Source organism: Pseudomonas sp. GW821-FHT05D12 (assembly GCF_059419825.1).
In genome coordinates, this window is record NZ_JBWKSN010000001.1 from 79011 (window position 1) to 105954 (window position 26944).

The window sequence follows — 26944 nt, forward strand, 5'->3', positions numbered from 1 at the left end:
AATCCTTATGCGCTGCTGATCACGCGACCCTGGTGATCCACCACCGGGCCGCTCAAATGCACACCGGCGGCATCCAGCAATAAGCCGGTGGCGCCGAGCTGCAGGGTGATGCTCTGGGCATTCATGCTCAGGTTCGCGGCGCCGACCTTGAGGTCGACCTGCTCGCGGGAGCCGCTGAATGTGGTGGGGCCGTTGACCCAATTGAAAATGTGGCTGGCGTCGTCATAGTCGCTTTGAGTGCCGTCCTGATAACGACGACGCGTCAGCGACGCCACAGCGGACACGGGCGGAAACAGACCACTGTTGAGGCCGAACAAAGCCACAGACTGCGTCCCCCCTTCCCCGCCGCCGTAGTTGAGCAGCAGGCACTGCTCGCCCACTGAAGGGATGCGGGTTTCGGTTTGCGCCCCAGCGCTCGGGTTGAAAAACTGGATCGCCGGGCTGAGTAGGTCCCCGTGGCTGACCTTGCAGGTACCACTGGCGGCATCAACCTCCTGGCACACGCCAATCCGGCAGAAGCTTTCTGCGCGTCGATACAGGTCTTCCAGCTGGGCTTCCATTTCCGCCAGGCGTTCAACGATCGGCCCCAGTTGCATGCGTAGCAATGCATCGAACATGGGCTACTCCTGCAGGGGTCGATATTGATCTGGATCGTCGATGTCCGAGACTTCCCAGGTGCGTGCAAACAGCGGTTTGCCTGTGGGATCCTCGAGCAGTAACGGGCCGAGATAGAGGGTTTGGGTGAAGGAAACGATCCAGGTGTCGTAGTCCGTTTCGGTCCCGGTCAATCCGGAAGGCGCCGCGACGATAGCCGTCGGCAGGTCACACTGGTCGGGCGGCAGGCCCCAGCGGTTATCCAGGGCCAGGTCCATCACTTGGCTGGCCAGGTCGCAGGCTTCAAAGGCTGCCGCCCCGCTGGCGACCGTGGCCCTGAGTGAGACCGACAAGGCATGCGCCTTGCGCCCTTCAAGGGAGCGAACTGCGGGCCCGTTGCGCTCGACGCTGATCAGCACGCCGGTTTTATCCGCGACGCCGGTAAAGTCCTGATAATTGCCTACAGGCAAGTGTGGGAAGGCGCTCTTCAGCGCCGCCCCAATCGCCACGGGCAACTGGGAAGGTTTTTCGATAAGGCTCATGTGGTTGCATCCTTGCAGCGGTTACTGCTGGTCCGGGCGCGAGGTCGGGGTCTCGTCGACCCCGATGCGCTTGGCTGCCCAGCGTTCATAAAGGCCAATGGCGACATCCGCGCCGGCCATGGCGGTCAGGCAACCAATGGCGCCGGCAGTCCAGATCGACATGCCGGCGGCGTAGCACAGCATCAGTGCCGAGACCCCGCAGACCATGCATGCACCGGACCGCAAGGCCAGGCGCCGTACCAGTGACCAACCGCGCGCGCCCTCCTTGTCGGCGCGCCACATTTCACCGGACACCCCGCCGATCAGGGCCAGTACGATCACCAGCCAGATAGGCATTTCCGCTAACGCTTGCTGCTCGTTTGTCATGTCACGCCTCCTGGCTGAGCACTACCGGCGCAGGGCCGGCTCTTGGGTAAATCCATTTATGGGTAGGCATTCCAAAAAGCCCGGTTGCCCAGGCTTTTCAGTAATGCGGTCCAACATCGATCTTTCGGCGCTACTGGCGCGGTACGGATCTTTCCTCAATGTTTTTCCGACCACGATCCCTGTCTGCCGGATAACTGCTTCTGGTGCTTTACGCTGCACACCCGGGTCAGTTGCCAACCCTCTGAACCGTTATCAGGCCGGTTCATCGCTGCCTTTTTTGTTGAAGCGGTATGACTAAAGAGCGTCGGCATCCTTGCCGGTGTTGCCTGGCCTCCCTGCCATCGCTCTGATGGCGTCCTTGCCGATGTTGCATGCCTTCCTTGTCTTCCTTGGCAGCATCCTTGCCGCCTCCACCAGGCCTTGTTGGCTGGCTTGAGATGGAGAATATGCATGTATGCATATACAGTCAATGCACAAATGCATTTATTTTTAGCCGTGAAATGCACGAATGCATTTCAGGCCTTGCAGCGCCAGGGTTTGCCGATTTTCTGCAGGCGAAAAAAAGCCCGCTAATGAGCGGGCTTTGTCTGACACAAGAAGGTTAACGGGCGTACATGCCCCACCAGAACACATGACCGAGGATGCTGATCTGCTCATCCTGGATATCCTGGAAGCTGTAGTCTTCATCCGGGTGTTCATCGCGATTAAAACTGCGCAGACGAATCCCGGAAGGCAGGCGGTAGAGCTGTTTCACCCGCAGTTGGCCATTGTGATTGATGGCATACAAGTCACCATCGACGATGTCACCAATGCCACTCTTGCCCGCATTCACCCCCACCGTGGCGCCATCACGCAGTACCGGCAGCATACTGTTGCCGCGCACCGTCACACACTTGGCCTGGTCGAACTGCACACCGTTGTGTCGCAGACTGCGTTTTCCAAAACGCAGGCTGGCCTTTTCGCTTTCCTCGATGACGAATCTTCCTGATCCAGCAGCCAATTCAACCTCGCGCAGAAAGGGGATCGACACCTCATCGTCATTCACGGGGGTGTCATCGTCCCACAGGCTTATGTCCTTGAGTTCCGAATGCATCGGGTCGCGTCCGTCCTCGCGCAAAGCGCCCACCGCCGCGCGCCCGCGCAACTGGTCGGTGCTCACGCGAAAGTACTCGGCGATGCGGGAGATGTGTTTATCCGACGGATCAACGATCTTGCCGCTGAGGATCCGGGACAGTGTGGATTGAGGCACGCCGGTACGCCGGTGAAGCTCCGTGGGGGAGATCCGGTCGCGATCCAGCAGTTCTCTTAAGACGATAGAAACGTTGCGTTTTTGCATAACGCGGATAGTGACGGGAGTTTTTAGGGTTGGCAAATGCTAATTTGCATATTCCATGCACATCAGCTGAACTTCCGGGAAAAATAATGTCAATTTGACATGAGCACCACGGTACTTGATGCAATGTGCTCAAACAGCGCCAGGCTGATTCCTGGCGAGCCAAGGAAGAAAGTAATGAAACTCGTGCTTGCCATTTTGTTGATGTTCAGTGGGTACACCTTTGCGGCAAGTTGCACCAGCATCAGTGACCCTGACCAACGAGCGTACTGCAACGCCCAGCAAAGTGGCTCCAGCTGCTACAGCATCAGCAATAGTGAGTTACGGGCGCAATGCAACGCAGAGATGAGCGGTAGCCCGTGCGCCGCTATCAGTAATCCTGACAAGCGAGCCTACTGCAACGCCAAACAAAGCGGTTCTAGCTGCGAAAACATCAGTAATTCTGAGATGCGTGCCGCCTGTAACGCAGAGATGAATGGGAGCTCTTGCTCCGCCATCAGCGACAGCGATCAACGCGCCCTTTGCAATGCCAAACAAAGTGGCGCCAGCTGCGAAAACATCAGCAATAGCGATTTGCGCACTCAGTGCAACGCAATGAAGCGTTGATCAAGGATGGGCTAAGGGACAAAAAAGTCGCCCCAGTTTTACGGTCTGCCTATCCGTTTATGACCTGCGAAGCCCCCGACGTTGCGTGCTAACCTTGTCGCCAACGCCCATTCACCTCAATTTAAAGCGTTATGCGCAAGACCACAAATGACCGAATGGAGAAATCAGAGCTTCTGGGGCAAGGCGTGGATATACGCCGTGCTGGCGATCCTAATGTTGATTTCCGACGGCGCAGACCTAAGCTCGCTGGGCGACGGGGGCTCTAATCGCAAGCGGGTCTTCAGTCCCGGATTCATTGTGCTGTGCTGTTTCGTCGCGGTGATTGAATTGATAGTGCTGAACCATTTCTATGGGGCGAACGGATGAGTCGAGAGCTAAAGACGCCGCCGTCAAGCACGGCAATCCCCCAGCGTCGACGGCGCCTTATATCTGCAAAGTCACCAGCGCTGCTATCGTGCGCCCCTCTTATAGAAATGGAAGCTTCGAAGAATGGACTCATGGAAGACTCTGGCAATCGCTGTCACGGTATTGATCGGCGCCCCAGCAGTGGCCGCTGAAAATGCCAACCCTTTCGATAAAGCGCTGATGTACTCGACGTTCGTGCCAACCATCCTGGTTGCGGGGACTACCTCTCTCACGACCGATGCGCCAAAGCTTTTCACATCCTCCAAAACCGATGCCCTTGCTTTTATCGGTTCGGACGGAGAGATCCGCGGTGCCGATTTTGAACAGGCATCTCGGTACTATCGCTCGACCTACGCCGCGCCTCTTATGTCCGACATGCAACTGGCCAAGGCAATCGTGTCAGCGTACTGATAAGAAGACTTTCTCCATTGCGCGCCAACAGCGTTGCTTGCGTGCAATAAGCCTCGCACATTTGAGTAAATGCACCGCCCCCTTTGCGTTTTCCCAAGCCGTTTGCATCCTGCGAAGGGCCGACCTCGCGTGTTAACCTTGCGCCCATCGCAAAAAATGCTGGGCCAAGCGCCCCCTTTGCCCCATCACTTTCAACGAATTTGCCTACGACCCAATGAGTAAAAACACGTCCGATCTGTCCTCCCACACCCCAATGATGCAGCAGTACTGGCGCCTGAAAAACCAGCACCCTGATCAGTTGATGTTCTATCGCATGGGCGACTTCTACGAGATCTTCTACGAAGACGCGAAGAAGGCTGCCAAGCTGCTGGATATCACCCTGACCGCGCGTGGGCAATCGGCGGGGCAGTCGATTCCGATGTGCGGGATTCCTTACCACTCGTTGGAAGGCTACCTGGTCAAGCTGGTGAAGCTGGGCGAGTCGGTGGTGATCTGTGAGCAGATCGGCGATCCCGCGACGAGTAAAGGCCCGGTCGAACGCCAGGTGGTGCGCATTATCACGCCGGGGACGGTGAGTGATGAGGCGCTGCTGGATGAGCGTCGCGACAACCTGATCGCGGCGGTATTGGGCGACGAGCGTCTGTTCGGCCTGTCGGTACTGGACATCACCAGCGGCAACTTCAGCGTGCTAGAGATCAAGGGTTGGGAGAACCTGCTGGCGGAGTTGGAGCGTATCAACCCGGTGGAGCTGTTGATCCCGGATGATTGGCCGAAGGATCTGCCCGCAGAAAAACGCCGTGGGACAAAACGCCGTGCGCCGTGGGATTTCGAGCGGGATTCGGCGCTGAAAAGTCTGTGCCAGCAGTTCTCGGTGCAGGACCTCAAGGGCTTCGGTTGCGAAACCCTGACCCTGGCCATCGGCGCTGCCGGTTGCCTGCTCAGTTATGCCAAGGAAACCCAGCGCACCGCCCTGCCGCACTTGCGCAGCCTGCGTCATGAGCGTCTGGACGACACCGTGGTGCTCGATGGCGCGAGCCGTCGCAACCTGGAACTGGACACCAACCTGTCAGGCGGGCGTGATAACACCCTGCAGTCGGTGGTCGACCGTTGCCAGACGGCCATGGGCAGCCGCTTGCTGACCCGTTGGCTGAACCGTCCGCTGCGCGATTTGAGCGTGCTGCAAGCTCGCCAGACCTCTATTACCTGCCTGCTCGACCGCTATCGCTTTGAAAAACTGCAGCCACAGCTGAAGGAAATTGGCGATATCGAACGCATCCTGGCACGGATCGGCCTGCGCAACGCGCGGCCGCGTGACTTGGCGCGCCTGCGCGATGCACTCGGCGCCCTGCCGCAGTTGCAAGCGGCGATGACCGAATTGGACACGCCGCACCTGCAGCAACTGGCCGTCACCGCCGGCACCTACCCGGAACTGGCGGCGTTGCTGGAAAAGGCGATCATCGACAACCCGCCGGCAATCATCCGTGACGGCGGCGTATTGAAGACCGGTTACGACAGCGAGCTGGACGAACTCCAGGCCCTGAGCGAAAACGCCGGGCAATTCCTGATCGACCTGGAAGCCCGCGAAAAGGCTCGCACTGGCCTGGCCAACCTTAAAGTCGGCTATAACCGCGTGCATGGCTACTTTATCGAGTTGCCAAGCAAGCAGGCCGAGTCAGCGCCGATCGACTACCAGCGCCGCCAGACCCTCAAAGGTGCCGAGCGCTTTATCACCCCTGAGCTGAAAGAATTCGAAGACAAGGCACTTTCGGCCAAGAGCCGCGCCCTGGCTCGGGAAAAGATGCTCTATGAAAACCTGCTTGAAGACCTGATCAGCCAACTGGCGCCGCTGCAGGACACGGCAGCCGCCCTGGCGGAACTGGACGTACTGAGCAACCTCGCCGAACGCGCGCTGAACCTCGACCTGAACTGCCCGCGTTTTGTCAGCGAGCCCTGCATGCGCATCGTGCAAGGTCGCCACCCGGTTGTAGAGCAGGTATTGACCACGCCATTCGTCGCCAACGACCTGTCGCTGGATGACGATACCCGCATGCTGGTGATCACGGGTCCGAACATGGGCGGTAAATCCACCTACATGCGTCAGACCGCTTTGATCGTGCTGCTCGCACACATCGGCAGCTTTGTGCCGGCGGCCAGTTGCGAATTGTCGCTGGTGGACCGCATCTTCACGCGGATTGGCTCCAGCGATGACCTGGCCGGTGGCCGTTCGACCTTTATGGTGGAAATGAGCGAGACCGCCAACATCCTGCACAACGCCACCGAACGCAGCCTGGTGCTGATGGACGAAGTGGGTCGCGGCACGAGCACCTTCGACGGCCTGTCCCTGGCCTGGGCTGCAGCCGAGCGTTTGGCGCATCTGCGCGCCTATACGCTGTTTGCCACGCACTATTTCGAGCTGACCGTGCTGCCGGAAAACGAGCCGCTGGTGGCCAACGTGCACCTCAATGCCACCGAGCACAACGAGCGCATCGTGTTCCTGCACCATGTGCTGCCTGGGCCGGCGAGCCAGAGTTACGGCCTGGCCGTGGCGCAACTGGCCGGTGTCCCCACGGAGGTGATCACCCGTGCCCGCGAGCACCTGAGCCGCCTGGAAGAAACCGCACTGCCCCACGAGCTTCCCGTGGCAAGCCCGGCCAAAGCCAGCAAAAAAGCCAGCGCGCCCCACCAGAGCGATCTGTTTGCCAGCCTGCCCCACCCAGTGCTGGACGAGTTGGCTAAACTTGACCTGGATGACTTGACGCCGCGAAAAGCGCTCGAAATGTTATATGCACTTAAGACTCGGATATAACGCAGACGCTTGCAAGCTGGTAGACTCTCGCGCGGTTTGGGATGCTGCGGGCTTTTAGCCTGGTCCGCAGACTATCGCTCCCGAACCTCGCGAGCCCTGCCACAAAGGGTTTCGCTGCCGCCGCCTGAGGAGAAAATTAGAAATGACCTTCGTCGTCACCGACAACTGCATCAAGTGCAAGTACACCGACTGCGTAGAAGTGTGTCCGGTGGACTGCTTCTACGAAGGCCCGAACTTCCTGGTCATCCACCCGGACGAGTGCATTGACTGCGCCCTGTGTGAACCTGAATGCCCGGCCGTCGCCATTTTCTCCGAGGACGAAGTCCCGGCAGAGATGCAGGAATTTATTCAGTTGAACGTCGAGCTGGCGGAAATCTGGCCGAACATCACCGAACGTAAAGACCCGATGCCGGATGCGGCAGAGTGGGATGGCAAGAAAGGCAAGATTGCAGATCTCGAACGCTGATAGCGTCGCCGCCCTCTAAAAAGGCCCCTTGCGGGCCTTTTTGCGTTTCTGGATGACGGGATTCACTTTCCTGCAGGCAAAAAAAAGGGGCGGTATGACCCGCCCACATTTTTTCCCTAGTCCCTGTAGTCCTTTTCATCGTCCTGATGAATCGCATCCTGCGACGTTCCCTCAAACCATCGTTCCTTGATGGCTGTGTCAATCCGTGGACACAGGGCTGATGTTAGAGAGTTCCCTGGGAAGTTCAACGGGATGCAACGAGCCGACTGACAGATGCCAACGCTAATGCCCACATAAATAGTTGTTATATTTCAACAAGATAGAAAAGTCTTTCGAGCACTCGAGACCTCTACCCCCCAGGAAAAAACCCAAACACTTACGAAAAAGTAAGTGAATGCTTACAAGCGCAATTGCGAAAAAGTGTCATTGGAGACCTTGGGGTGATTTGCAGGCAAGAAAAAGCCCCGACACCGTCGAGGCTTTTTCCTTTCAATCCGCTCAGTCGTCGCTGACCGTTATCGTCGGCATTGCCGGCGCCGCCGCTTCCTGAAGGACGATCCGCGCGCCTACATGGCGGGCCAGTTCCTGATAGATCATGGCGATTTGGCCGTCCGGCTCGGCGGCCACGGTCGGTTTGCCGCCGTCGGCCTGCTCACGAATGACCATCGATAGCGGCAACGAGGCCAGCAGCTCGACGCCGTACTGGGTGGCCAGTTTCTCGCCACCGCCCTCGCCGAACAAATGCTCGGCGTGCCCGCAGTTGGAACAGATATGTACCGCCATGTTTTCCACGACGCCCAGTACCGGGATGTTGACCTTGCGGAACATCTCCACACCTTTTTTCGCGTCGAGCAACGCCAGGTCCTGGGGCGTGGTGACGATCACCGAGCCGGCCACCGGGACTTTCTGCGCCAGGGTCAGCTGGATATCACCGGTGCCTGGTGGCATATCGATCACCAGGTAATCCAGGTCGCCCCAGGCGGTCTGCGTGACCAACTGCAGCAGCGCGCCGGAGACCATCGGCCCACGCCAGACCATCGGCGTGTTGTCATCGGTAAGGAAGGCCATGGACATCACTTCGACGCCCAGCGACTCAATCGGCACAAACCACTTCTGATCCTTGACCTTGGGCCGCGTGCCTTCGGCAATGCCGAACATCACGCCCTGGCTCGGGCCGTAGATATCCGCGTCGAGGATGCCCACGCGCGCGCCTTCACGGGCCAGCGCCAGGGCCAGGTTGGCGGCGGTGGTGGATTTGCCCACGCCGCCCTTGCCGGATGCCACCGCTACCACGTTCTTGACGTTGGCCAGGCCCGGGATCTGTGCCTGGGCCTTGTGCGGGGCGATCACGCATTGGATGTCGACCTTGGCCGAACTCACGCCGTCGAGGCCTTCAATGGCCATTTGCAGCATCTGCGCCCAGCCGCTCTTGAACAGCCCGGCGGCATAGCCCAGCTCCATCTGGACGGACACCTGGCCCCCCTGGACCTCGATGGCGCGTACACAGCCGGCACTGACCGGGTCCTGGTTCAAATAGGGGTCGGTGTACTGGCGAAGAACGGCTTCCACCGCTGCGCGATTGACGGCGCTCATGGGCAACTCCCGAAAAAAGACTGACTGAAACAGGCGGCTATCCTAACCGTTCCAGCGTCGTTGCGGCATGCTTTCGCCGGCAAGGAAGATTCTGAAACAGCAGCACGGGGTGAAATAAATTTCCCGGCGCTTTATAGTGGCCGACCTCCGTTTCATCAAGTAGCCGAGCCCCATGTCCGAGCCACGCAAGATCCTCGTCACCAGCGCCCTGCCCTATGCCAATGGTTCCATCCATCTTGGCCATATGCTTGAGTACATCCAGACCGATATGTGGGTGCGCTTCCAGAAGCATCGCGGCAATCAATGCATTTATGTCTGCGCGGACGACGCCCACGGTTCGGCCATCATGCTGCGCGCCGAAAAGGAAGGGATCACCCCGGAACAACTGATCGCCAATGTGCAGGCTGAACACAGCGCCGACTTTGCCGAGTTCCTGGTTGATTTCGACAACTTTCACTCGACCCACTCCGAAGAAAACCGCGAGCTGTCGAGCCAGATCTACCTGCGCTTGAAAGATGCCGGGCACATTGCCACGCGCTCGATCACGCAGTATTTCGACCCGGAAAAGAAAATGTTCCTGGCCGACCGCTTCATCAAGGGCACCTGCCCGAAATGCGGCACTGAAGACCAGTACGGCGACAACTGCGAGAAATGCGGTGCCACCTACGCACCCACCGACTTGAAGGATCCGAAGTCGGCCATCTCCGGCGCCACCCCGGTACTCAAGGACTCCCAGCACTTCTTCTTCAAGCTCCCGGATTTCCAGCAGATGCTGCAAACCTGGACCCGCAGCGGCACCCTGCAGGATGCCGTGGCGAACAAGATCGCCGAATGGCTGGATGCCGGCCTGCAACAGTGGGACATCTCCCGCGATGCGCCGTACTTCGGCTTCGAGATTCCCGGTGAGCCGGGCAAGTATTTCTACGTGTGGCTGGACGCGCCGATCGGCTACATGGCCAGCTTCAAGAATCTCTGCGACCGTACGCCGGAGCTGGACTTCGATGCGTTCTGGAACAAGGATTCCACGGCCGAGCTGTACCACTTCATCGGCAAGGACATCGTCAATTTCCACGCGCTGTTCTGGCCGGCGATGCTCGAAGGGTCGGGCTACCGCAAGCCAACCGGCATCGCCGTGCACGGCTACCTGACCGTCAACGGCCAGAAGATGTCCAAGTCCCGTGGCACCTTTATCAAGGCGCGCACCTACCTGGACCACCTGTCGCCGGAATACCTGCGTTACTACTACGCCTCCAAGCTGGGCCGTGGCGTCGACGACCTGGACCTGAACCTGGAAGACTTCGTACAGAAGGTCAACTCGGACCTCGTGGGCAAAGTCGTCAACATCGCCAGCCGTTGCGCCGGTTTTATCCACAAGGGCAACGCCGGTCTGCTGGTGGCCGAGAACGCCGCGCCGGAACTGACCGAAGCGTTCCTGGCGGCTGCGCCCAGCATCGCCGACGCCTACGAGGCGCGCGACTTTGCCCGCGCCATGCGCGAAATCATGGGCCTGGCCGACCGCGCCAACGCCTGGATTGCCGACAAGGCGCCGTGGTCGCTGAACAAGCAGGAAGGCAAGCAGGCTGAAGTCCAGGCGATCTGCGCCACAGGCGTCAACCTGTTCCGCCAGTTGGTGATCTTCCTCAAGCCGGTCCTGCCATTGCTGGCCGCCGACGCCGAGGCGTTCCTCAATGTGGCACCACTGACCTGGAACGACCACGCCACCTTGCTCAGCAACCATCAGTTGAACGAGTTCAAGCCGCTGATGACCCGTATCGACCCGGTCAAGGTGCAGGCCATGACCGACGCGTCCAAGGAAGACCTGGTCGCCAGCCAGACCGACACCGGCGAATCGGCTCCGGCCGGCAACGGCGAACTGGCCAAGGACCCGCTCTCCCCGGAGATCGATTTCGACGCGTTTGCCGCTGTTGACCTGCGTGTTGCCCTGATCGTCAAGGCCGAAGCCGTGGAAGGGGCCGACAAGCTGCTGCGCCTGACCCTGGATATCGGTGACGAGCGACGCAACGTGTTCTCCGGGATCAAGAGCGCTTATCCAGACCCGTCGAAGCTCGATGGTCGCCTGACCATGATGATCGCCAACCTCAAGCCACGGAAAATGAAGTTCGGCATCTCTGAAGGCATGGTGATGGCAGCCGGCCCTGGCGGCGAAGAGATCTACCTGCTGAGCCCTGACAGCGGCGCCAAGCCAGGCCAGCGTATCAAGTAAGCGTCTAGGCCTTTAGTGAGCGAGCCTGGTGTGGTTGGCCGGGCTTGTGGTGGTGAGCTGGGCTTGTTGTAGTGAGCTGGGCTTCTTGTGGTGAGCGGGCTTGCCCCGCGTTGGGGCGCGTAGCGGCCCTGAACCAGGCACCCAATTCTGTCTGTAGGAATGCGGCGGCCCTGATGGGGCTGCTTCGCAGCCCAACGCGGGGCAAGCCCGCTCACCACAGCCTTCCACAAGCCTCAAGCTACAAGCTACAAGCTACAAGCTACAAGCTAAGAGCCACGAGCCAGCTTGTAGCTTGTAGCTTGAGGCTTGAGGCTTGAGGCTTGAGGCTTGTAGCTTGTGGCTTGTGGCTTGTGGCTTTTAGCTAAACGCTCTGTTTGTCCAACCGGCATGCCAATGATTACTCCATGAATCTGATTCAACGTATCGACGCGCTGCTGCCGCAGACCCAATGCGGCAAGTGCGGGCACCCGGGTTGCAAGCCTTACGCCGAGGGCATCGCGCGTGGTGAGGCGATCAACAAATGTCCGCCCGGTGGGCAGGAAACCATCGCCGGCCTGGCGCTCTTGCTGCGTGTGCCAGCGCTGGAGCTGGACACCAGCCGTGGCGAAGCCCCGGCCCAGGTTGCCTACATCCGCGAGGCCGAATGCATCGGCTGCACCAAATGCATCCAGGCCTGCCCGGTGGACGCGATTGTCGGCGCCGCCAAGTTGATGCACACCGTTATCGTCGATGAGTGCACCGGTTGCGACCTGTGTGTCGCGCCCTGCCCTGTCGATTGCATTGAGATGCGCCCAACGGCCAGCGTGTTGCCGATTGTGGGCGGCTTGGCGACCAATGAGTCCCAGCGTCATGAACGCGGCCTGAAACGCGATCGCGCGCGGCGGCGCTTTGAACAGCGCAACGCACGCCTGCAACGGGAAGAAGCCATCAAGCTCGCTGAACGCCTGGCACGGGCCAAGCGCGCCGCGCCCGAGATCCCTGCACCGCCCGATGCCGCTCAGGCAGCACAAGACGCCGCGATCAAGAAGGCCAAGATCACGCTCGCCATGAGCCGCGCGCAACTGCACAAATCCTTGAAGGCATTCGGCCACCCGCCGACCTTTGAGCAGCAGTCGCAATTGATCGTCCTGCAGCAGCAGTTCGAAGCGGCGGAGCAGGCGCTGGCGGCCCTGGAGGTCACCGAGCGAGCGGCGCCGCCAGCGCAAAAAGACCCTGCGCTCAAACGCGCAAAAATCCAATTGGCGATGCGCCGCGCCGAATTGAAAAAAGCTCAGGACCTGAACGCTGACGAGCAGCAGCTGGCGACCTTGAGCGCTGCGCTGTCCAGCGCCGAGCAAGCCTTGCATGACGCCGAGATTGACAGTGAGCAGCCCCGGCCCAATTTACAGCGCGTGGAAAAACGTCCGATCGACGCCCAACTGCGGCAGCTGAAAACGGCGTTGGCCTATGCTCGAGCCGATGTCGCCAAGCTACAACGCCAACCAGGCGTCAGTGTCGATCAACTCAAAGCCGCACAACACGCGCTGGAGCAAGCGCAGCAGCGGGTGGACACTCACGTCGGCGCTTGACCCACTGCAGGCGACGCTGCCGTGCGCCGTGGCGATGGTTTATCCTGCTCGGGTCATCGCCCGCGGGCCCCAAGCCTGGATCCACTTTTCATACTGATGTCGACCGTTTGCAAGGAACCCACCGCCCCATGAACGCCGCAAAACGCCTGGAAATTTTCCGCAGGCTTCACGAAGACAATCCGGAACCCAAGACCGAGCTGGCCTACACCACGCCGTTCGAGTTGCTGATTGCGGTGATCCTCTCGGCCCAATCCACGGACGTTGGCGTCAACAAGGCTACGGCAAAGCTGTATCCGGTGGCGAACACACCCGAGGCGATCTACGCCCTAGGAGTGGAAGGGTTATCGGAATACATCAAGACGATTGGCCTGTACAACAGCAAGGCCAAGAACGTGATCGAAACCTGCCGCCTGCTGGTCGAACTGCACGGCAGCGAAGTGCCGCAAACCCGCGAAGCCCTTGAAGCGCTGCCGGGAGTGGGCCGTAAAACCGCCAACGTGGTGCTCAACACCGCGTTCCGACAACTGACCATGGCCGTGGACACGCATATATTTCGGGTCAGCAATCGCACCGGGATTGCCCGTGGCAAGAATGTGGTGGAAGTCGAAAAGCAGTTGATGAAATTTGTCCCCAAGCCCTATCTGCTCGACTCCCATCACTGGCTGATCCTGCATGGGCGCTACGTTTGCCAGGCGCGCAAGCCTCGCTGCGGCAGCTGTCGGATCGAAGACCTGTGCGAATACAAGGAAAAAACCTCCGACGATTGAGCAATCATTGATTTTCTCGATCAGTCGATTGAAAAAATCTTTTTTACCCGCTCATGGAATATCGTTATAAGGAGCGCCAACGGCAGTCTTAGCCCGGAGTTAACCTTATGAGCACTGGCAAAGAACAACTGGAAGTGGAAGACGACCTCGTTGAGTCGGATGACGATGGGGCAGAAGCACCTGTGGCAGAGGTGGCCAAGACCAATCTGAGCAAACGCCGCACCATCGACAATCTTCTGGAAGAGCGACGCTTGCAAAAACAGTTGGCCGACTACGACTTCGACCTCTGATAGAGCCTGTAACGGCCGGAAGCCTCCTTTACGGAGGCTTTTTTGTGCCGGCACACCTGGATTGACAGCGGCCCTATACCAGACCGTTGCGTTGGGCCAACTCGATCAGGTCCACCAGCGACCGTGCATTGAGTTTGAGCAGCAAGCGTGTCTTGTAGGTGCTGACGGTCTTGTTGCTGAGGAACATGCCGTCAGCGATCTCCTTGTTGGTTTTGCCTCGGGCCAACTGTTGCAACACCATCATCTCGCGACCGGAAAGGCGCTCGACCATGTCAGCCTCGCTGGCGTTGCCCATGGTGGAGCGCACCGAGTTCAGCGCCTGGTTGGGGAAATAGCTGTAGCCCGAGAGCACCGCTTTTATGGCACTCAGCAACTCGGTCAGATCCTGCTGCTTGCACACATAGCCGGCAGCCCCCGCCTGCATGCAGCGCATCGAGAAATGGCCGGGGGCCTGCGACGTCAGCACCAGCACCTTGAACGGTGTGGCCTGCTTGGTGGACGACAGTCGGCAAATGACTTCCAGGCCGTCGAGCTTGGGAATTCCAATATCCAGTATGACAATGTCCGGCATATGCTCGCGCGCAAGTTGCAACGCATCGACACCGTTATCGGTCTCGGCAACGACCTCATAACCATGACGCTCCATTAGCATACGCACAGCAAGACGAATGACGGGATGATCATCCACGATCAGCACTTTATTCATGAGAAAGTCCAATTTCGCTGTTCGAATTATTCAGAGCAAACACAATAGCCTAGTCGTTTCCTAGTTGGCATAGCATTCACCCCCAAGTTAGAGCAACCAGAGACCCAACCCACAACCACTTCGGAATTAACCTACAAAAAAACGCCAACTCGGATGTGTCGAGATTTATGTGGCCTTTCAGACCTTTCCTGGGTCGCACATATTTTGAATGAAATATCCAACCAATAAGGGGGTTGGGGTAAACGCGGCGCACGCAACCTTCAGGAAATATCCCTTGCTTGGGGCGTAGGCATAAGCGGGCCGGCGAAAAGAGGCCGACGCGCTCAGTTCCATTTGACATATCCATTTACACTCAAAATCTCCTACAGAACTTTCATAAACGCTTAGTCAAAACACACTTACATGTGTGAATTTTCTGTAAGACATAGTTCCTAGTCAGATGTAAATAATTCGCCCCCTCCAAGAATCGACAATAAATGTTCAGGATTGAAACTTTTAACCCTTATCAGCTCGGCAACTTTAAACATTTATAAACATGAGACTGTGTTGCTTAATCGACAGGCAAAAAAAATGGCCCCTTGATAAAGGGGCCATTCTCACAACGCGTCTGACACTCAGAACAACTTGCGACCCTTGTTGGCCGCAATGCGCATGCGCAGTGCGTTCAACTTGATGAAGCCCGCAGCGTCCGCCTGGTTGTAGGCGCCGCCATCTTCTTCGAAGGTGGCGATATTGGCATCGAACAGCGACTCATCGGACTTGCGCCCGGTGACGATCACGTTGCCCTTGTACAGCTTCAGGCGCACCACACCATTCACGTGGGCCTGGGAAGCGTCGATCATCTGCTGCAGCATCAGACGCTCTGGGCTCCACCAGTAGCCGGTGTAGATCAGGCTGGCGTACTTGGGCATCAGCTCGTCTTTGAGATGAGCCACTTCGCGGTCCAGGGTGATCGACTCGATGGCGCGGTGGGCACGCAGCATGATGGTGCCGCCTGGGGTTTCGTAGCAGCCACGGGACTTCATGCCCACGTAGCGGTTCTCGACGATGTCGAGACGGCCGATACCGTGTTCACCACCGATACGGTTCAAGGTCGCCAGCACGGTGGCCGGGGTCATTTCGACGCCGTCCAGTGCGACGATGTCGCCGTTGCGGTAGGTCAGTTCCAGGTATTGCGGCTTGTCGGGTGCGTTCTCCGGGGAGACGGTCCAACGCCACATGTCTTCTTCGTGCTCGGTCCAGGTGTCTTCCAGCACGCCGCCTTCATAGGAGATGTGCAGCAGGTTGGCATCCATCGAGTACGGGGACTTCTTCTTGCCGTGACGCTCGATCGGGATCGCATGCTTTTCAGCGTAATCCATCAGCTTTTCACGCGACAGCAGGTCCCACTCACGCCAAGGGGCAATCACTTTGACGCCTGGCTTGAGGGCGTAGGCGCCCAATTCGAAGCGCACCTGGTCGTTGCCCTTGCCGGTAGCACCATGGGAAATGGCGTCGGCGCCGGTTTCGTTGGCGATTTCAATCAGGCGCTTGGCGATCAGCGGACGTGCGATGGAAGTACCCAGCAGGTACTCGCCTTCGTAGACGGTGTTGGCGCGAAACATCGGGAAGACGAAATCGCGGACGAATTCTTCGCGCAGGTCGTCAATGTAGATCTCTTTCACGCCCATGGCTTGCGCCTTGGCACGTGCAGGTTCGACCTCTTCGCCCTGACCCAGGTCAGCGGTGAAGGTCACCACTTCACAGTTATAAGTATCCTGCAGCCACTTGAGGATCACCGAAGTGTCCAGGCCGCCGGAATACGCGAGAACGACCTTGTTTACGTCGGCCATGCCATCACTCCACGGGGTTGTACGGAAAGCCGTCGATTCTACCGACCAAAACCGTGAATTTACAGAGGCGCGACAGCAAATGAAGATAAAGCGACAGATTATGTCGAGTGAGCGACCGATGGTCGCATCACAGGGACGGGCTTATGACGTGTGTGCCGGGTTGCTCGGCGCAGTAGCCTGGGGCGCCGGTTTCTCGGGAGCGGCCACGCGCTCCAGCTGAATATTCACGCGGCGGTTGCGCGCCCGGTTGGCCGCATTGGTGTTGGGTACCAAGGGATAGCTTTCACCGTGGAAACGCATGGTGATCTGCGACTCCTGGATACCATTGGCCTTGAAGTAATCCATCACCGCCAACGCGCGGCGGCGCGAGACATCGCGGTTGGTGAGGCGATTGCCACTGTTGTCCGAATGCCCGTTCAACTCGATATGGTTGACGGTGGGGTCGGCCTTCATGAACGCAAGAATCACCGACAGTTTTTTCTTCGCAGCCGCATCCAGCTCGATGCCGCCACCGGGGAAACCGACCTCGGTCTGCTTGACCTGATCGTAATTCATCGGCAGCAACTTGGTGGTACACAACTGATAGTCGTTGTAGGCCTTGTTGAATTTCACCGGCAACAGGCGAATTTCCGAATAGCCGCCTTCGCGCCCGTAATGCCGCACAGTCGGGCTGCGTCCTTCCAGCAAACCGGTGAACAAGCGCCCGGCCTGGGCCTGAGAGCTGTTGAACAGTACATCGCCACTGCCTGCCCGCACCGCGCCGAGGTTGATATCGCCCCGGCCCGGTTGCCAAGGGGCAGCCGCCGCCAACAACGTGGCCGAGCCCGCGCCCAGCGCGCCGCTGTAGGCTTTCAGACGAAATGTTGCCTGCTCGCCGGCCCGGCGCACGAACTCACCCGAGCCGAAATCAGTGATTGGCTGGGTCAGGCGGCACTCGAACTGATCGCCTTCCACCTTCCACTCAATATTCTCCAGACGCGTCTGGAACGTGAGGGCCATCGCAGGCAGGCTGGCGAACACACTGAGCAGGGCTAGATAATGCTGGCGCACGGGAGGCTCCACTGGTTTCTACAACACTTCAAAGCGTCATACATCGTTAAGGCATACCTAGGGCTATCGGTTGCATCCGGCAAAACTTGATAGCGAGTGCCTGCAAGAGTCTTTTCCGGTAGCATTCCCACCAGATTGACCCGCCTGGAATCCCCAATGTCCGACCGCCTGACCCTGCTGCGTCCCGACGACTGGCATATTCATCTTCGCGATGGTGCTGCGTTGCCTCAAACCGTGGCCGATGTAGCGCGCACGTTTGGCCGCGCCATCATCATGCCCAACCTGGTACCTCCGGTGCGCAACGCCGCTGAAGCCGACGCCTATCGCCAGCGTATCCTCGCTGCGCGGCCGGCCGGCAGCCGCTTTGAACCGTTGATGGTGCTCTACCTCACCGACCGCACCCAGCCTGAAGAGATTCGTCAGGCCAAGGCCAGCGGTTTCGTGCACGCCGCCAAGCTGTATCCGGCGGGCGCGACCACCAACTCCGATTCCGGCGTGACCAGTATCGACAAGATCCTGCCGGCCATCGAAGCCATGGCGGAAGTCGGCATGCCGCTGCTGATCCACGGCGAAGTGACCCGTGGTGATGTCGACGTGTTCGATCGCGAGAAGATCTTCATCGACGAGCACATGCGCCGCGTGGTCGAGCTGTTCCCGACCCTGAAGGTGGTGTTCGAGCACATCACCACGGCCGATGCGGTGCAGTTCGTCACCGAGGCTTCGGCCAACGTGGGCGCGACCATCACTGCGCATCACCTGCTCTACAACCGCAACCACATGCTGGTGGGCGGGATTCGGCCGCATTTCTATTGCCTGCCGATTCTCAAGCGCAACACCCATCAGGTGGCCCTGCTGGATGCCGCGACCAGCGGTAATCCGAAGTTCTTCCTCGGCACCGACTCCGCGCCCCATGCCCAACACGCCAAGGAAGCCGCGTGTGGCTGTGCCGGCTGCTACACCGCGTATGCCGCCATCGAGTTGTATGCCGAAGCGTTTGAACAACGCAACGCCCTGGACAAGCTCGAAGGTTTCGCCAGCCTCAACGGCCCACGTTTCTACGGCCTGCCGGCGAACACCGACCGCATTACCCTGGTCCGTGAAGACTGGACCGCCCCTGCCAGCCTGCCGTTTGGCGAGCTGACTGTTATCCCGCTGCGCGCCGGTGAAACACTGCGCTGGCGCCTGCTGGAGGAAAGCAAGTGAGTGAAGACCATTACGATGACGAGCACGAGCACAGTGGTGGCGGTTCCCGTCACCCGATGGCCGAGCGGTTTCGCGGTTATCTGCCGGTTGTCATCGACGTAGAGACCGGTGGTTTCAATTGCGCCACCGACGCCTTGCTGGAAATCGCCGCCACCACCATCGGCATGGATGAACAGGGTTTTGTGTTCCCGGAGCACACCCACTTCTTTCGCGTCGAGCCGTTTGAAGGCGCCAATATCGAAGCAGCAGCCCTGGAATTCACCGGGATCAAGCTCGATCACCCACTGCGCATGGCGGTGAGTGAAGAAGCGGCGCTGACCGATATTTTCCGTGGCGTGCGCAAGGCGTTGAAGGCTAATGGCTGCAAACGCGCAATCCTGGTAGGCCACAACAGCAGCTTCGACCTGGGTTTCCTGAATGCTGCCGTGGCCCGCCTGGACATGAAGCGCAACCCGTTCCACCCCTTCTCCAGCTTCGACACCGCCACCCTCGCAGGCCTGGCTTATGGCCAGACCGTACTGGCGAAAGCCTGCCAGGCAGCCGGTATCGACTTTGACGGACGCGAAGCCCACTCGGCGCGCTACGACACCGAGAAGACGGCCGAGCTGTTCTGCGGCATCGTCAACCGTTGGAAGCAGATGGGCGGTTGGGAAGACTTCAACGACTGACGGCGCGGTTGTGGCGCCCTGCTTGCCCTGATGTGACAAGCCGGTTTGCCCTGATGTAGCAATGTGGCTGCGCTGTTGTGGTGAGCAGGCTTGCCCTGCGTTGGGCTGCGTAGCAGCCCCATTGGCACCCACAGGGTTTATCAGGTAAACCGCAGTGTCTGGTTTTGGGGCCGCTGCGCAGCCCAACGCAGGGCAAGCCTGCTCGCCACAAGAGGCCTGCTCACCACGAGAGCTGCTCACACGAAGGCTTGTTTCCCACAAGAAGCCTATTCAATACAAGAAGCTTGTTCCTCCACGTGGAGCCTCCTCACCACAGCCTGCTTGCCCTGCTGTGGTCATCTGGTTGCTGTGTTGTGGTGAGCAGGCTTGCCCTGCGTTGGGCTGCGCAGCAGCCCCATTGGCACCCACAGGGTTTATCAGGTAAACAGCGGTGTCTGGTTTTGGGGCCGCTGCACGGCCCAACGCAGGACAAGCCTGCTCGCCACAAGAAGCCTGCTCACCACGAGAGGCTTGTTCTCACAGGAAGCCTATTAACCACGAGAAGCTTGTGCACCACAAAGGGCCTTGCTGACCACAAGCAGCGCGCTCGCGACTCAAAGCCAGTCACACAGCTGAATCCCGCGCATAAAAAAACCGGCCTTCTCAGGCCGGTTTTTTTTACCGTGAAACTGGCTTACAGCTTGCCAGCGTTCTCGGTCAGGTAAGCCGCAACGCCTTCTGGCGAAGCGTTCATGCCTTTGTCGCCTTTTTTCCAGTTGGCAGGGCAGACTTCGCCGTGCTCTTCGTGGAATTGCAGAGCGTCGACCAGGCGGATCAGCTCTTCCATGTTACGACCCAGCGGCAGGTCGTTGATGATCTGGGAACGTACAACGCCCTTGTCGTCGATCAGGAACGCGCCACGGAAAGCCACGCCGCCTTCGGACTCGACGTCGTAGGCCTTGGCGATGTCGTGCTTCATGTCGGCAGCCATGGTGTATTTGACTTTGCCGATGCCGCCATCATTGATGGCAGTGTTGCGCCAGGCGTTGTGGGTGAAATGGGAGTCGATGGAAACGGCAACCACTTCTACGTTGCGCGCCTTGAAATCGTCCATGCGGTGGTCCAGAGCGATCAGCTCCGAAGGGCAGACGAAGGTGAAGTCCAGCGGGTAGAAGAATACCAGGCCGTATTTGCCTTTGATGGCTTCAGACAGTTTGAAGCTGTCAACGATTTCGCCATTGCCGAGGACGGCAGGTACGTCGAAATCCGGGGCTTGTTTGCCGACGAGTACGCTCATTGGTTATCTCCTGATAGTAGGGTGACGATTGAAGTAAAAGGACCGGCCTCAAGTCTGCCGCATTCAAGCGACAGGCCCGTGACGCAGTCACGCTTCGTGAAGACCGAGCATCATACACTGAAAAAACCGTTCGTCAGTGCGTGGGCAATGCCTGCGAATACCCTACGAATCTACTTTGACAATCATTCTCGTTAACATTAAGATCCATCGCACTTAAGCCTTAAACCCGCGACGGTTCTCCCTTATGTATGTGTGCCTGTGTACTGGCGTCACCGACGGACAAATCCGCGAAGCAATCTACGAAGGTTGCTGCAGCTACAAGGAAGTACGTGAAACCACCGGCGTTGCCAGCCAGTGCGGAAAATGTGCTTGCCTCGCCAAGCAAGTGGTACGGGAAACCCTGACGCAGCTGCAGACAGCCCAGGCCGCGCTCCCCTACACAGCAGAATTTACACACGCCTGAATACGCGTGTTTTAAAGAACCGGACTTAGTGTCCGGTTTTTTTATGCCTGCAATTCAATTAGTTAGCGTCAAGACGCGGAACACAAACATTCTTATTCCGATTAATTTTCATTTATTATTCAATAACTTAGGTTTGACACTAGGGATTTCGCCGCTCAAACTCCGCCTTATACACAGCTATTACAGGGCAGGACCCCAGTCATGAAAGGCGACATCTCAGTCATCCAGCAACTCAACAAAATCCTTGCCAATGAACTGGTCGCGATCAATCAGTACTTTCTGCATGCGCGCATGTATGACGATTGGGGCCTGGAAAAGCTCGGCAAGCGTGAATACAAAGAATCCATCAAAGCCATGAAGGACGCCGACGCGCTGATCAAGCGCATCCTGTTCCTGGAAGGCCTGCCGAACGTGCAGGACCTGGGCAAGCTCAACATCGGCGAGCACACCCAGGAAATGATCAGCAGCGACCTGGGCTTTGAACGCAAGAGCCACAGCGACCTCAAGGCCGCCATTGCGCACTGTGAGACCAAGGGTGACTTCGGCAGCCGTGAACTGCTGGAAGATATCCTGGAAGACCAGGAAGAACATATCGACTGGCTGGAGACCCAACTGGGCCTGATCGACAAAGTCAGCCTGGAGAACTACCTGCAATCGCAGATGGGTGAATAAGCCCTAGGCGACAGGTACAAAAAAGCCCCGCTCTCTTATGAGAAGCGGGGCTTTTTATTGACCGATGATTTCGAGAATCAAGCGTCGGTCTTGGCTGCAGCGTTTGCCGCGGCTTCTTTGATCAGCGCCTGCAGCGAACCATCAGCGGCCATTTCGACGATGATGTCGCTACCGCCAACCAGCTCACCGGCAACCCACAGTTGTGGGAAAGTAGGCCAGTTGGCGTACTTCGGCAGGTTGGCGCGGATTTCAGGGTTTTGCAGGATATCCACGTAAGCGAACTTCTCGCCGCACGCCATGATGGCCTGGGAAGCCTTCGCGGAGAAACCGCACTGAGGAGCGTTCGGAGCGCCCTTCATGTAAAGCAGAATGGTGTTGTTGGCAATCTGCTCTTTGATCGTTTCGATGATATCCATGGAACACCTCGGCTGGAACTTTGCGACTCACAGGTCGGCACGGTGGCGCATTGTAACGCAAAATCCCAGCGTGGTGCTCGGGCTCCTTAAGCGGCTGCAACCTGCACCGGCACCCCGTTCAACGCGGCGTTGCCGGACAATTCGTCCAATTGCCGTTCGTCAGTCAAGTCGTTCGCGCTCGCACCCGGCTGGCTGCTGGCGATGCTCATCTGCACGCCGGGGCGGCCATGGCCCCAGCCGTGAGGCAGGCTGACTACGCCGGGCATCATGTCCAGGCTGGCCACCACCTCCACCTCGATCATGCCGATGCGCGAACTCACACGCACGCGCTGGCCATCACTCAACTGCCGATGGCTCAGGTCGTCTGGATGCATCAGCAACTGGTGCCGAGGCTTGCCCTTCACCAGCCGGTGATAGTTGTGCATCCAGGAATTGTTGCTGCGCACATGGCGCCGACCGATCAGCAACAATTCGTCAGCCACCGGCACCGGCTGCGCGGCAAAACGCGCCAGGTCCGCGAGGATCACCGCCGGCGCCGCGCGCACCTTGCCATCAGCGGTTTTCAGACGCGCGGCGAGGTTGGGCTTGAGCGGGCCCAGGTCCAGGCCATGGGGATGCTCGGCAAGCATCGCCACCGACAACTTGTGCCCGGACGCATCACCATAGGCCCCGGCCCGCAGCCCGAAATCGATCATCTGCGCTGGCGGCATGGTGGGCTTGAGCGCAGCGCCGGTGTGCGCCGCAAACGCTTGAGCCAGCCCGACAAAAATCTCCCAGTCATGCAGCGCGCCCGCAGGCTTGGGCAGGATTGCGCGATTGAAGCGGGTGACGTTACGCACCGCAAACATGTTGAAGGTGGTGTCGTAATGATCGTTTTCCAGCGCCGAGGTGGACGGCAGGATCAGGTCGGCATAACGCGTGGTCTCGTTGATATACAGGTCGATACTGACCATGAACTCCAGGCTATCCAGGGCCTGTTCGAGCTGACGACCATTGGGCGTCGACAGCACGGGGTTGCCGGCCACGGTCACCAGCGCGCGGATTTGTCCTTCACCTTCGGTGAGCATTTCCTCGGCGAGGGCCGACACCGGCAACTCGCCACCGTACTCCGGTCGTCCGGAGACCCGGCTCTGCCAGCGATTGAAATGCCCGCCGCCGGTGGACGCGACCAAGTCCACGGCCGGGGTGGTGCACAAGGCGCCGCCGACGCGGTCCAGGTTGCCGGTCACCAGGTTGATCAACTGCACCAGCCAATGGCACAGCGTGCCAAACGCCTGGGTCGAGACACCCATGCGCCCGTAGCACACCGCCTTGTCGGCGCCTGCAAAGTCCCGCGCCAACTGGCGAATCTGCTCAGCCGGCACCGCACACTGACCGCTCATGGCCTCAGCGGTAAAGCCGGCGATGGCCTGGCGCACTTCCTCCAGGCCTTCAACCGGCAGATGGCTGGCGCGGGTCAGGTTTTCGGTAAACAGCGTGTTGAGCACCCCGAACAACAACGCGGCATCCCCTCCCGGGCGCACGAACAGGTGCTGGTCAGCCATTGCCGCTGTCTCGCTGCGCCGAGGATCGACCACCACCACTTTGCCGCCCCGCGCCTGGATGGCCTTGAGGCGCTTCTCCACATCGGGGACGGTCATGATGCTGCCATTCGACGCCAGCGGGTTGCCGCCCAGGATCAGCATGAAGTCGGTGTGGTCGATGTCCGGGATCGGCAACAACAGCCCGTGTCCGTACATCAAGTGACTGGTGAGGTGATGGGGCAACTGGTCCACCGAGGTTGCGGAAAAACGGTTGCGTGTCTTCAGTTGGCCCAGGAAGTAGTTGCTGTGGGTCATCAGCCCGTAGTTATGCACGCTGGGGTTGCCCTGATACACCGCCACCGCGTTTTGCCCGTGACGCGCCTGAATGCCCGCCAGCCGTTCGGCTACAAGCGCAAAGGCTTCTTCCCACGAGATCGACTGCCATTCGCTGCCCACGCGCCGCATCGGCTGGTGCAGGCGGTCCGGATCATTCTGGATATCCTGCAGCGCAACGGCCTTGGGGCAGATATGCCCGCGGCTGAACGTATCCAGCGCGTCGCCCTTGATCGAGGTGATCGCCAGGCTGCCGTCGTCGGCCTGGGTGGTTTCCAGGGTCAGGCCGCAGATGGCTTCGCACAGGTGGCAGGCACGGTGATGGAGAGTCTTGGTCATGGCCAGTCTCTTTATTGGGGATGGCTGCACTATGGGCCGCGCCAGGCACAGGGACCAGTAACGTTCGTCCCGTGAATCGGCCGGCATCAGGCCCGGGCATGGGTATACGTGAGCAAATGTTTCAGAAACTTCCCACATAGCCGCCAAAACCGACGCAGCTTGGCCTGGGCGCGTCCCCGCGCATTGCAAAAGGCTGCGGCGCCAGTGTACAAATGGCCCGCTGCTGTCAGGAAATCGTCTTCAAACGCGCTCCGGCGCCCTGCTTGAACACCCTTAAAAACCGTAGCCCTATTGGTAAGACGCGACATTTAATTATAAGATCGCGCCTTCCCCTATTTCGTCGCCCCGTGCGGCTTTCGCCGCAGGTCTCGCCCGTTGTCACAATAAACAAGGCTTTGAGTATCTGCGGTCTGTTGCAAAAAGGTAGTTAATGATGAGCGCAAGGCACTTTCTCTCCCTGATGGATTGCACGCCCGAAGAGCTGGTCAGCGTGATCCGTCGAGGCATTGAGCTTAAAGACCTGCGTAACCGCGGCGTACTGTTCGAGCCTTTGAAAAACCGCGTGCTCGGAATGATTTTCGAGAAGTCGTCGACCCGCACCCGCTTGTCTTTCGAAGCCGGCATGATCCAGCTGGGTGGCCAGGCCATCTTCCTGTCGCCGCGCGACACCCAACTGGGCCGTGGCGAGCCGATCAGCGATTGCGCCATCGTCATGTCGCGCATGCTTGATGCGGTGATGATCCGTACCTTTGCCCACAGCACCTTGACCGAATTCGCTGCCAACTCGCGCGTGCCGGTGATCAATGGCCTGTCCGATGATCTGCACCCGTGCCAGTTACTGGCCGACATGCAAACCTTCCTCGAACATCGCGGCTCGATCCAGGGCAAGACCGTGGCCTGGATCGGCGACGGCAATAACATGTGCAACAGCTATATAGAAGCGGCGATCCAATTCGATTTCCAGCTGCGCATTGCCTGCCCGGAAGGCTACGAGCCTGACGCGCGTTTCCTCGAACAGGCCGGCGACCGCGTGACCGTGGTGCGAGACCCGCGCGACGCGGTGATCGGCGCCCACCTGGTGAGCACCGACGTCTGGACCTCGATGGGTCAGGAAGACGAAACCGCCAAGCGCCTGGCGCTGTTTGCGCCCTTCCAGGTTACCCGCGCCCTGCTCGACCAGGCTGCGCCAGATGTGCTGTTCATGCACTGCCTGCCGGCCCACCGTGGCGAGGAAATCAGCCTCGACCTGCTCGACGACCCGCGCTCCGTGGCCTGGGACCAGGCAGAAAACCGCCTGCACGCACAGAAGGCCCTGCTCGAGTTCCTCGTCGAGCCGGCGTACCACCACGCATGAGCCAGCCATTACTGCTGAACCTGCGCAACCTGGCATGCGGCTATCAAGATCAACGTGTGGTGCAGAACCTCAACCTGCACCTCAATGCCGGCGACATCGGGTGCTTGCTCGGATCCTCGGGCTGCGGCAAAACCACTACCCTGCGGGCGATCGCCGGGTTCGAGCCGGTGCATGAAGGTGAAATCAGCCTGGCCGGCGAAGTGATTTCCAGTGCCGGCTTCACCTTGGCTCCGGAGAAACGTCGCATCGGCATGGTGTTCCAGGACTACGCGCTGTTTCCGCACCTCAGCGTGGCGGACAACATCGCCTTCGGCATTCGCAAGCACCCGCAAAAAGACCGCGTGGTCGCCGAACTGCTGGAACTGGTGAACCTGAAGAACCTCGGCAAACGCTTCCCCCACGAGCTTTCCGGCGGCCAGCAACAACGGGTGGCCCTGGCCCGTGCCCTGGCGCCGGAACCGCAACTGTTGTTGCTCGATGAACCCTTCTCCAACCTCGATGGCGAATTGCGGCGCAAGCTGAGCCACGAAGTTCGCGACATCCTCAAGGCACGCGGCACCAGTGCGATTCTGGTCACCCATGACCAGGAAGAAGCCTTCGCGGTGAGTGATCAGGTGGGCGTGTTCAAAGAGGGTCGGCTGGAGCAGTGGGACACGCCCTATAACCTCTACCACGAGCCGCAGACGCCGTATGTCGCCAGCTTTATTGGCCAGGGCTATTTCATCCGTGGCCAGCTCAGTTCGCCGGAATCGGTCAGCACCGAACTGGGCGACCTGCGGGGCAATCGTGCCTATACCTGGCCTACCGGCGGCGCAGTGGACGTGCTGCTGCGCCCGGACGACATCGTCTATGCGCCGGACAGCGCACTGAAAGCGCGGATCGTCGGCAAGACCTTCCTGGGCGCCTCAACCCTGTACCGCCTGCAATTGCCAACGGGCGCGCAGCTGGAGTCGATCTTCCCCAGCCATGCGGATCACCAGGTCGGCGCGAATGTGGGTATCCGTGTCGCGGCAGAACACCTGGTATTGTTCCAGGCCTCGGGCAGCACTGCCGCGCAGATTCCGCATGCCGAATCCGGTGTACGGCGTTACAGCCCTGCGAACTGACGCAATCCTATCGAAATGTGGGAGCGGGCTTG

At 59.2% G+C, this 26944-nt stretch carries 26 protein-coding genes; 15 read left to right on the forward strand and 11 right to left on the reverse strand.

The genetic code is table 11. The annotated features are described in order from the left end of the window. Positions 1-5: 5 nt before the first annotated feature. The 4 genes from AC07SI_RS00405 to AC07SI_RS00420 all read right to left on the reverse strand — a co-directional run bounded on the left by AC07SI_RS00405 (position 6) and on the right by AC07SI_RS00420 (position 2847). Positions 6-617 carry a phage baseplate assembly protein V gene (locus AC07SI_RS00405; protein WP_495004896.1) on the reverse strand — a complete coding sequence of 204 codons (612 nt, stop codon included), beginning with the start codon at positions 615-617 and terminating at the stop codon, positions 6-8. A 3-nt stretch (positions 618-620) separates the two neighbouring features. Continuing rightward, entirely contained in the window at positions 621-1136 is a 516-nt protein-coding gene (locus tag AC07SI_RS00410; RefSeq protein WP_495004897.1) for a hypothetical protein, read from the reverse strand. 21 nt (positions 1137-1157) lie between these two features. Beyond that, the gene (locus AC07SI_RS00415; protein ID WP_021492472.1) at positions 1158-1502 is read right to left on the reverse strand and encodes a phage holin family protein; all 345 of its coding nucleotides are present in this window, start codon (positions 1500-1502) and stop codon (positions 1158-1160) included. 601 nt (positions 1503-2103) lie between these two features. Continuing rightward, positions 2104-2847: a LexA family transcriptional regulator gene (locus AC07SI_RS00420; protein WP_177343939.1), complete on the reverse strand. Its 744-nt coding sequence runs from the start codon at positions 2845-2847 to the stop codon at positions 2104-2106. A gap of 165 nt (positions 2848-3012) precedes the next feature. Between AC07SI_RS00420 and AC07SI_RS00425 the strand changes: the two genes are divergently transcribed. The 5 genes from AC07SI_RS00425 (at position 3013) to fdxA (ending at position 7529) form a co-directional block, all read left to right on the forward strand. Further along, positions 3013-3441: a hypothetical protein gene (locus AC07SI_RS00425; protein WP_495004898.1), complete on the forward strand. Its 429-nt coding sequence runs from the start codon at positions 3013-3015 to the stop codon at positions 3439-3441. Positions 3442-3588: 147 nt separating this feature from the next. Beyond that, entirely contained in the window at positions 3589-3807 is a 219-nt protein-coding gene (locus AC07SI_RS00430) for a hypothetical protein (protein WP_495004899.1), read from the forward strand. A gap of 123 nt (positions 3808-3930) precedes the next feature. Then, positions 3931-4257 (forward strand): DUF2388 domain-containing protein, encoded by a 327-nt coding sequence (locus AC07SI_RS00435; protein ID WP_495004900.1) that lies wholly within the window; start codon positions 3931-3933, stop codon positions 4255-4257. Between the two features lie 214 nt (positions 4258-4471). Further along, positions 4472-7063 (forward strand): DNA mismatch repair protein MutS, encoded by a 2592-nt coding sequence (mutS, locus tag AC07SI_RS00440; protein ID WP_065906753.1) that lies wholly within the window; start codon positions 4472-4474, stop codon positions 7061-7063. Between the two features lie 142 nt (positions 7064-7205). Then, complete coding sequence (gene fdxA / locus AC07SI_RS00445) at positions 7206-7529, forward strand: ferredoxin FdxA (protein WP_003208688.1); 324 nt, start codon at positions 7206-7208, stop codon at positions 7527-7529. Positions 7530-8027: 498 nt separating this feature from the next. Here the strand turns inward: fdxA and apbC are convergent, their stop codons facing one another. Then, positions 8028-9122 (reverse strand): iron-sulfur cluster carrier protein ApbC, encoded by a 1095-nt coding sequence (gene apbC, locus AC07SI_RS00450; RefSeq protein ID WP_065906755.1) that lies wholly within the window; start codon positions 9120-9122, stop codon positions 8028-8030. A 172-nt stretch (positions 9123-9294) separates the two neighbouring features. On the opposite strand from apbC, the gene metG reads away from it, so the two are divergent. From metG to AC07SI_RS00470, 4 genes are all read left to right on the forward strand, one after another. Further along, complete coding sequence (gene metG, locus AC07SI_RS00455; protein ID WP_213553991.1) at positions 9295-11346, forward strand: methionine--tRNA ligase; 2052 nt, start codon at positions 9295-9297, stop codon at positions 11344-11346. 404 nt (positions 11347-11750) lie between these two features. Beyond that, positions 11751-12914, forward strand: a complete 1164-nt coding sequence (rsxB, locus tag AC07SI_RS00460) for an electron transport complex subunit RsxB (protein WP_495004901.1) — start codon at positions 11751-11753, stop codon at positions 12912-12914. A gap of 128 nt (positions 12915-13042) precedes the next feature. Further along, positions 13043-13681 carry an endonuclease III gene (nth, locus tag AC07SI_RS00465; protein WP_065906761.1) on the forward strand — a complete coding sequence of 213 codons (639 nt, stop codon included), beginning with the start codon at positions 13043-13045 and terminating at the stop codon, positions 13679-13681. A gap of 107 nt (positions 13682-13788) precedes the next feature. Next, complete coding sequence (locus AC07SI_RS00470; RefSeq protein WP_028619066.1) at positions 13789-13971, forward strand: PA3496 family putative envelope integrity protein; 183 nt, start codon at positions 13789-13791, stop codon at positions 13969-13971. A gap of 73 nt (positions 13972-14044) precedes the next feature. Here the strand turns inward: AC07SI_RS00470 and AC07SI_RS00475 are convergent, their stop codons facing one another. The 3 genes from AC07SI_RS00475 to AC07SI_RS00485 form a co-directional block, all read right to left on the reverse strand. Further along, a complete protein-coding gene (locus AC07SI_RS00475; RefSeq protein WP_017844627.1) occupies positions 14045-14677 on the reverse strand; it encodes a response regulator transcription factor in 633 nt (210 codons plus the stop codon). Positions 14678-15291: 614 nt separating this feature from the next. After that, complete coding sequence (locus AC07SI_RS00480; RefSeq protein ID WP_007938916.1) at positions 15292-16509, reverse strand: argininosuccinate synthase; 1218 nt, start codon at positions 16507-16509, stop codon at positions 15292-15294. Positions 16510-16650: 141 nt separating this feature from the next. Further along, positions 16651-17559, reverse strand: coding sequence for a flagellar protein MotY (locus tag AC07SI_RS00485; protein WP_495004902.1), 909 nt, complete (start codon positions 17557-17559; stop codon positions 16651-16653). Positions 17560-17715: 156 nt separating this feature from the next. Between AC07SI_RS00485 and pyrC the strand changes: the two genes are divergently transcribed. Continuing rightward, entirely contained in the window at positions 17716-18762 is a 1047-nt protein-coding gene (pyrC, locus tag AC07SI_RS00490) for a dihydroorotase (RefSeq protein WP_106805015.1), read from the forward strand. Beyond that, the gene (gene rnt / locus AC07SI_RS00495) at positions 18759-19430 is read left to right on the forward strand and encodes a ribonuclease T (protein ID WP_010564138.1); all 672 of its coding nucleotides are present in this window, start codon (positions 18759-18761) and stop codon (positions 19428-19430) included. The genes pyrC and rnt overlap by 4 nt, the downstream gene beginning before the upstream one ends. A gap of 673 nt (positions 19431-20103) precedes the next feature. Here the strand turns inward: rnt and AC07SI_RS00500 are convergent. Continuing rightward, positions 20104-20706 (reverse strand): peroxiredoxin, encoded by a 603-nt coding sequence (locus AC07SI_RS00500; protein ID WP_003172097.1) that lies wholly within the window; start codon positions 20704-20706, stop codon positions 20104-20106. A gap of 244 nt (positions 20707-20950) precedes the next feature. Here AC07SI_RS00500 and AC07SI_RS00505 point away from each other — a divergent pair, with 244 nt between their 5' ends. Beyond that, positions 20951-21169, forward strand: coding sequence for a bacterioferritin-associated ferredoxin (locus tag AC07SI_RS00505; RefSeq protein ID WP_078740971.1), 219 nt, complete (start codon positions 20951-20953; stop codon positions 21167-21169). Positions 21170-21370: 201 nt separating this feature from the next. Next, on the forward strand, positions 21371-21841 hold the full coding sequence (gene bfr / locus AC07SI_RS00510) for a bacterioferritin (RefSeq protein ID WP_012722487.1): 471 nt from the start codon (positions 21371-21373) through the stop codon (positions 21839-21841). 77 nt (positions 21842-21918) lie between these two features. Here the strand turns inward: bfr and grxD are convergent, their stop codons facing one another. Next, positions 21919-22257, reverse strand: coding sequence for a Grx4 family monothiol glutaredoxin (gene grxD, locus AC07SI_RS00515; protein ID WP_065906770.1), 339 nt, complete (start codon positions 22255-22257; stop codon positions 21919-21921). Between the two features lie 86 nt (positions 22258-22343). Beyond that, on the reverse strand, positions 22344-24452 hold the full coding sequence (locus tag AC07SI_RS00520; protein ID WP_495004903.1) for a molybdopterin oxidoreductase family protein: 2109 nt from the start codon (positions 24450-24452) through the stop codon (positions 22344-22346). Positions 24453-24885: 433 nt separating this feature from the next. On the opposite strand from AC07SI_RS00520, the gene argF reads away from it, so the two are divergent. After that, positions 24886-25806 carry an ornithine carbamoyltransferase gene (gene argF, locus AC07SI_RS00525; RefSeq protein WP_065906772.1) on the forward strand — a complete coding sequence of 307 codons (921 nt, stop codon included), beginning with the start codon at positions 24886-24888 and terminating at the stop codon, positions 25804-25806. Further along, positions 25803-26912: an ABC transporter ATP-binding protein gene (locus tag AC07SI_RS00530; protein ID WP_495004904.1), complete on the forward strand. Its 1110-nt coding sequence runs from the start codon at positions 25803-25805 to the stop codon at positions 26910-26912. The genes argF and AC07SI_RS00530 overlap by 4 nt, the downstream gene beginning before the upstream one ends. Positions 26913-26944 lie beyond the last annotated feature (32 nt).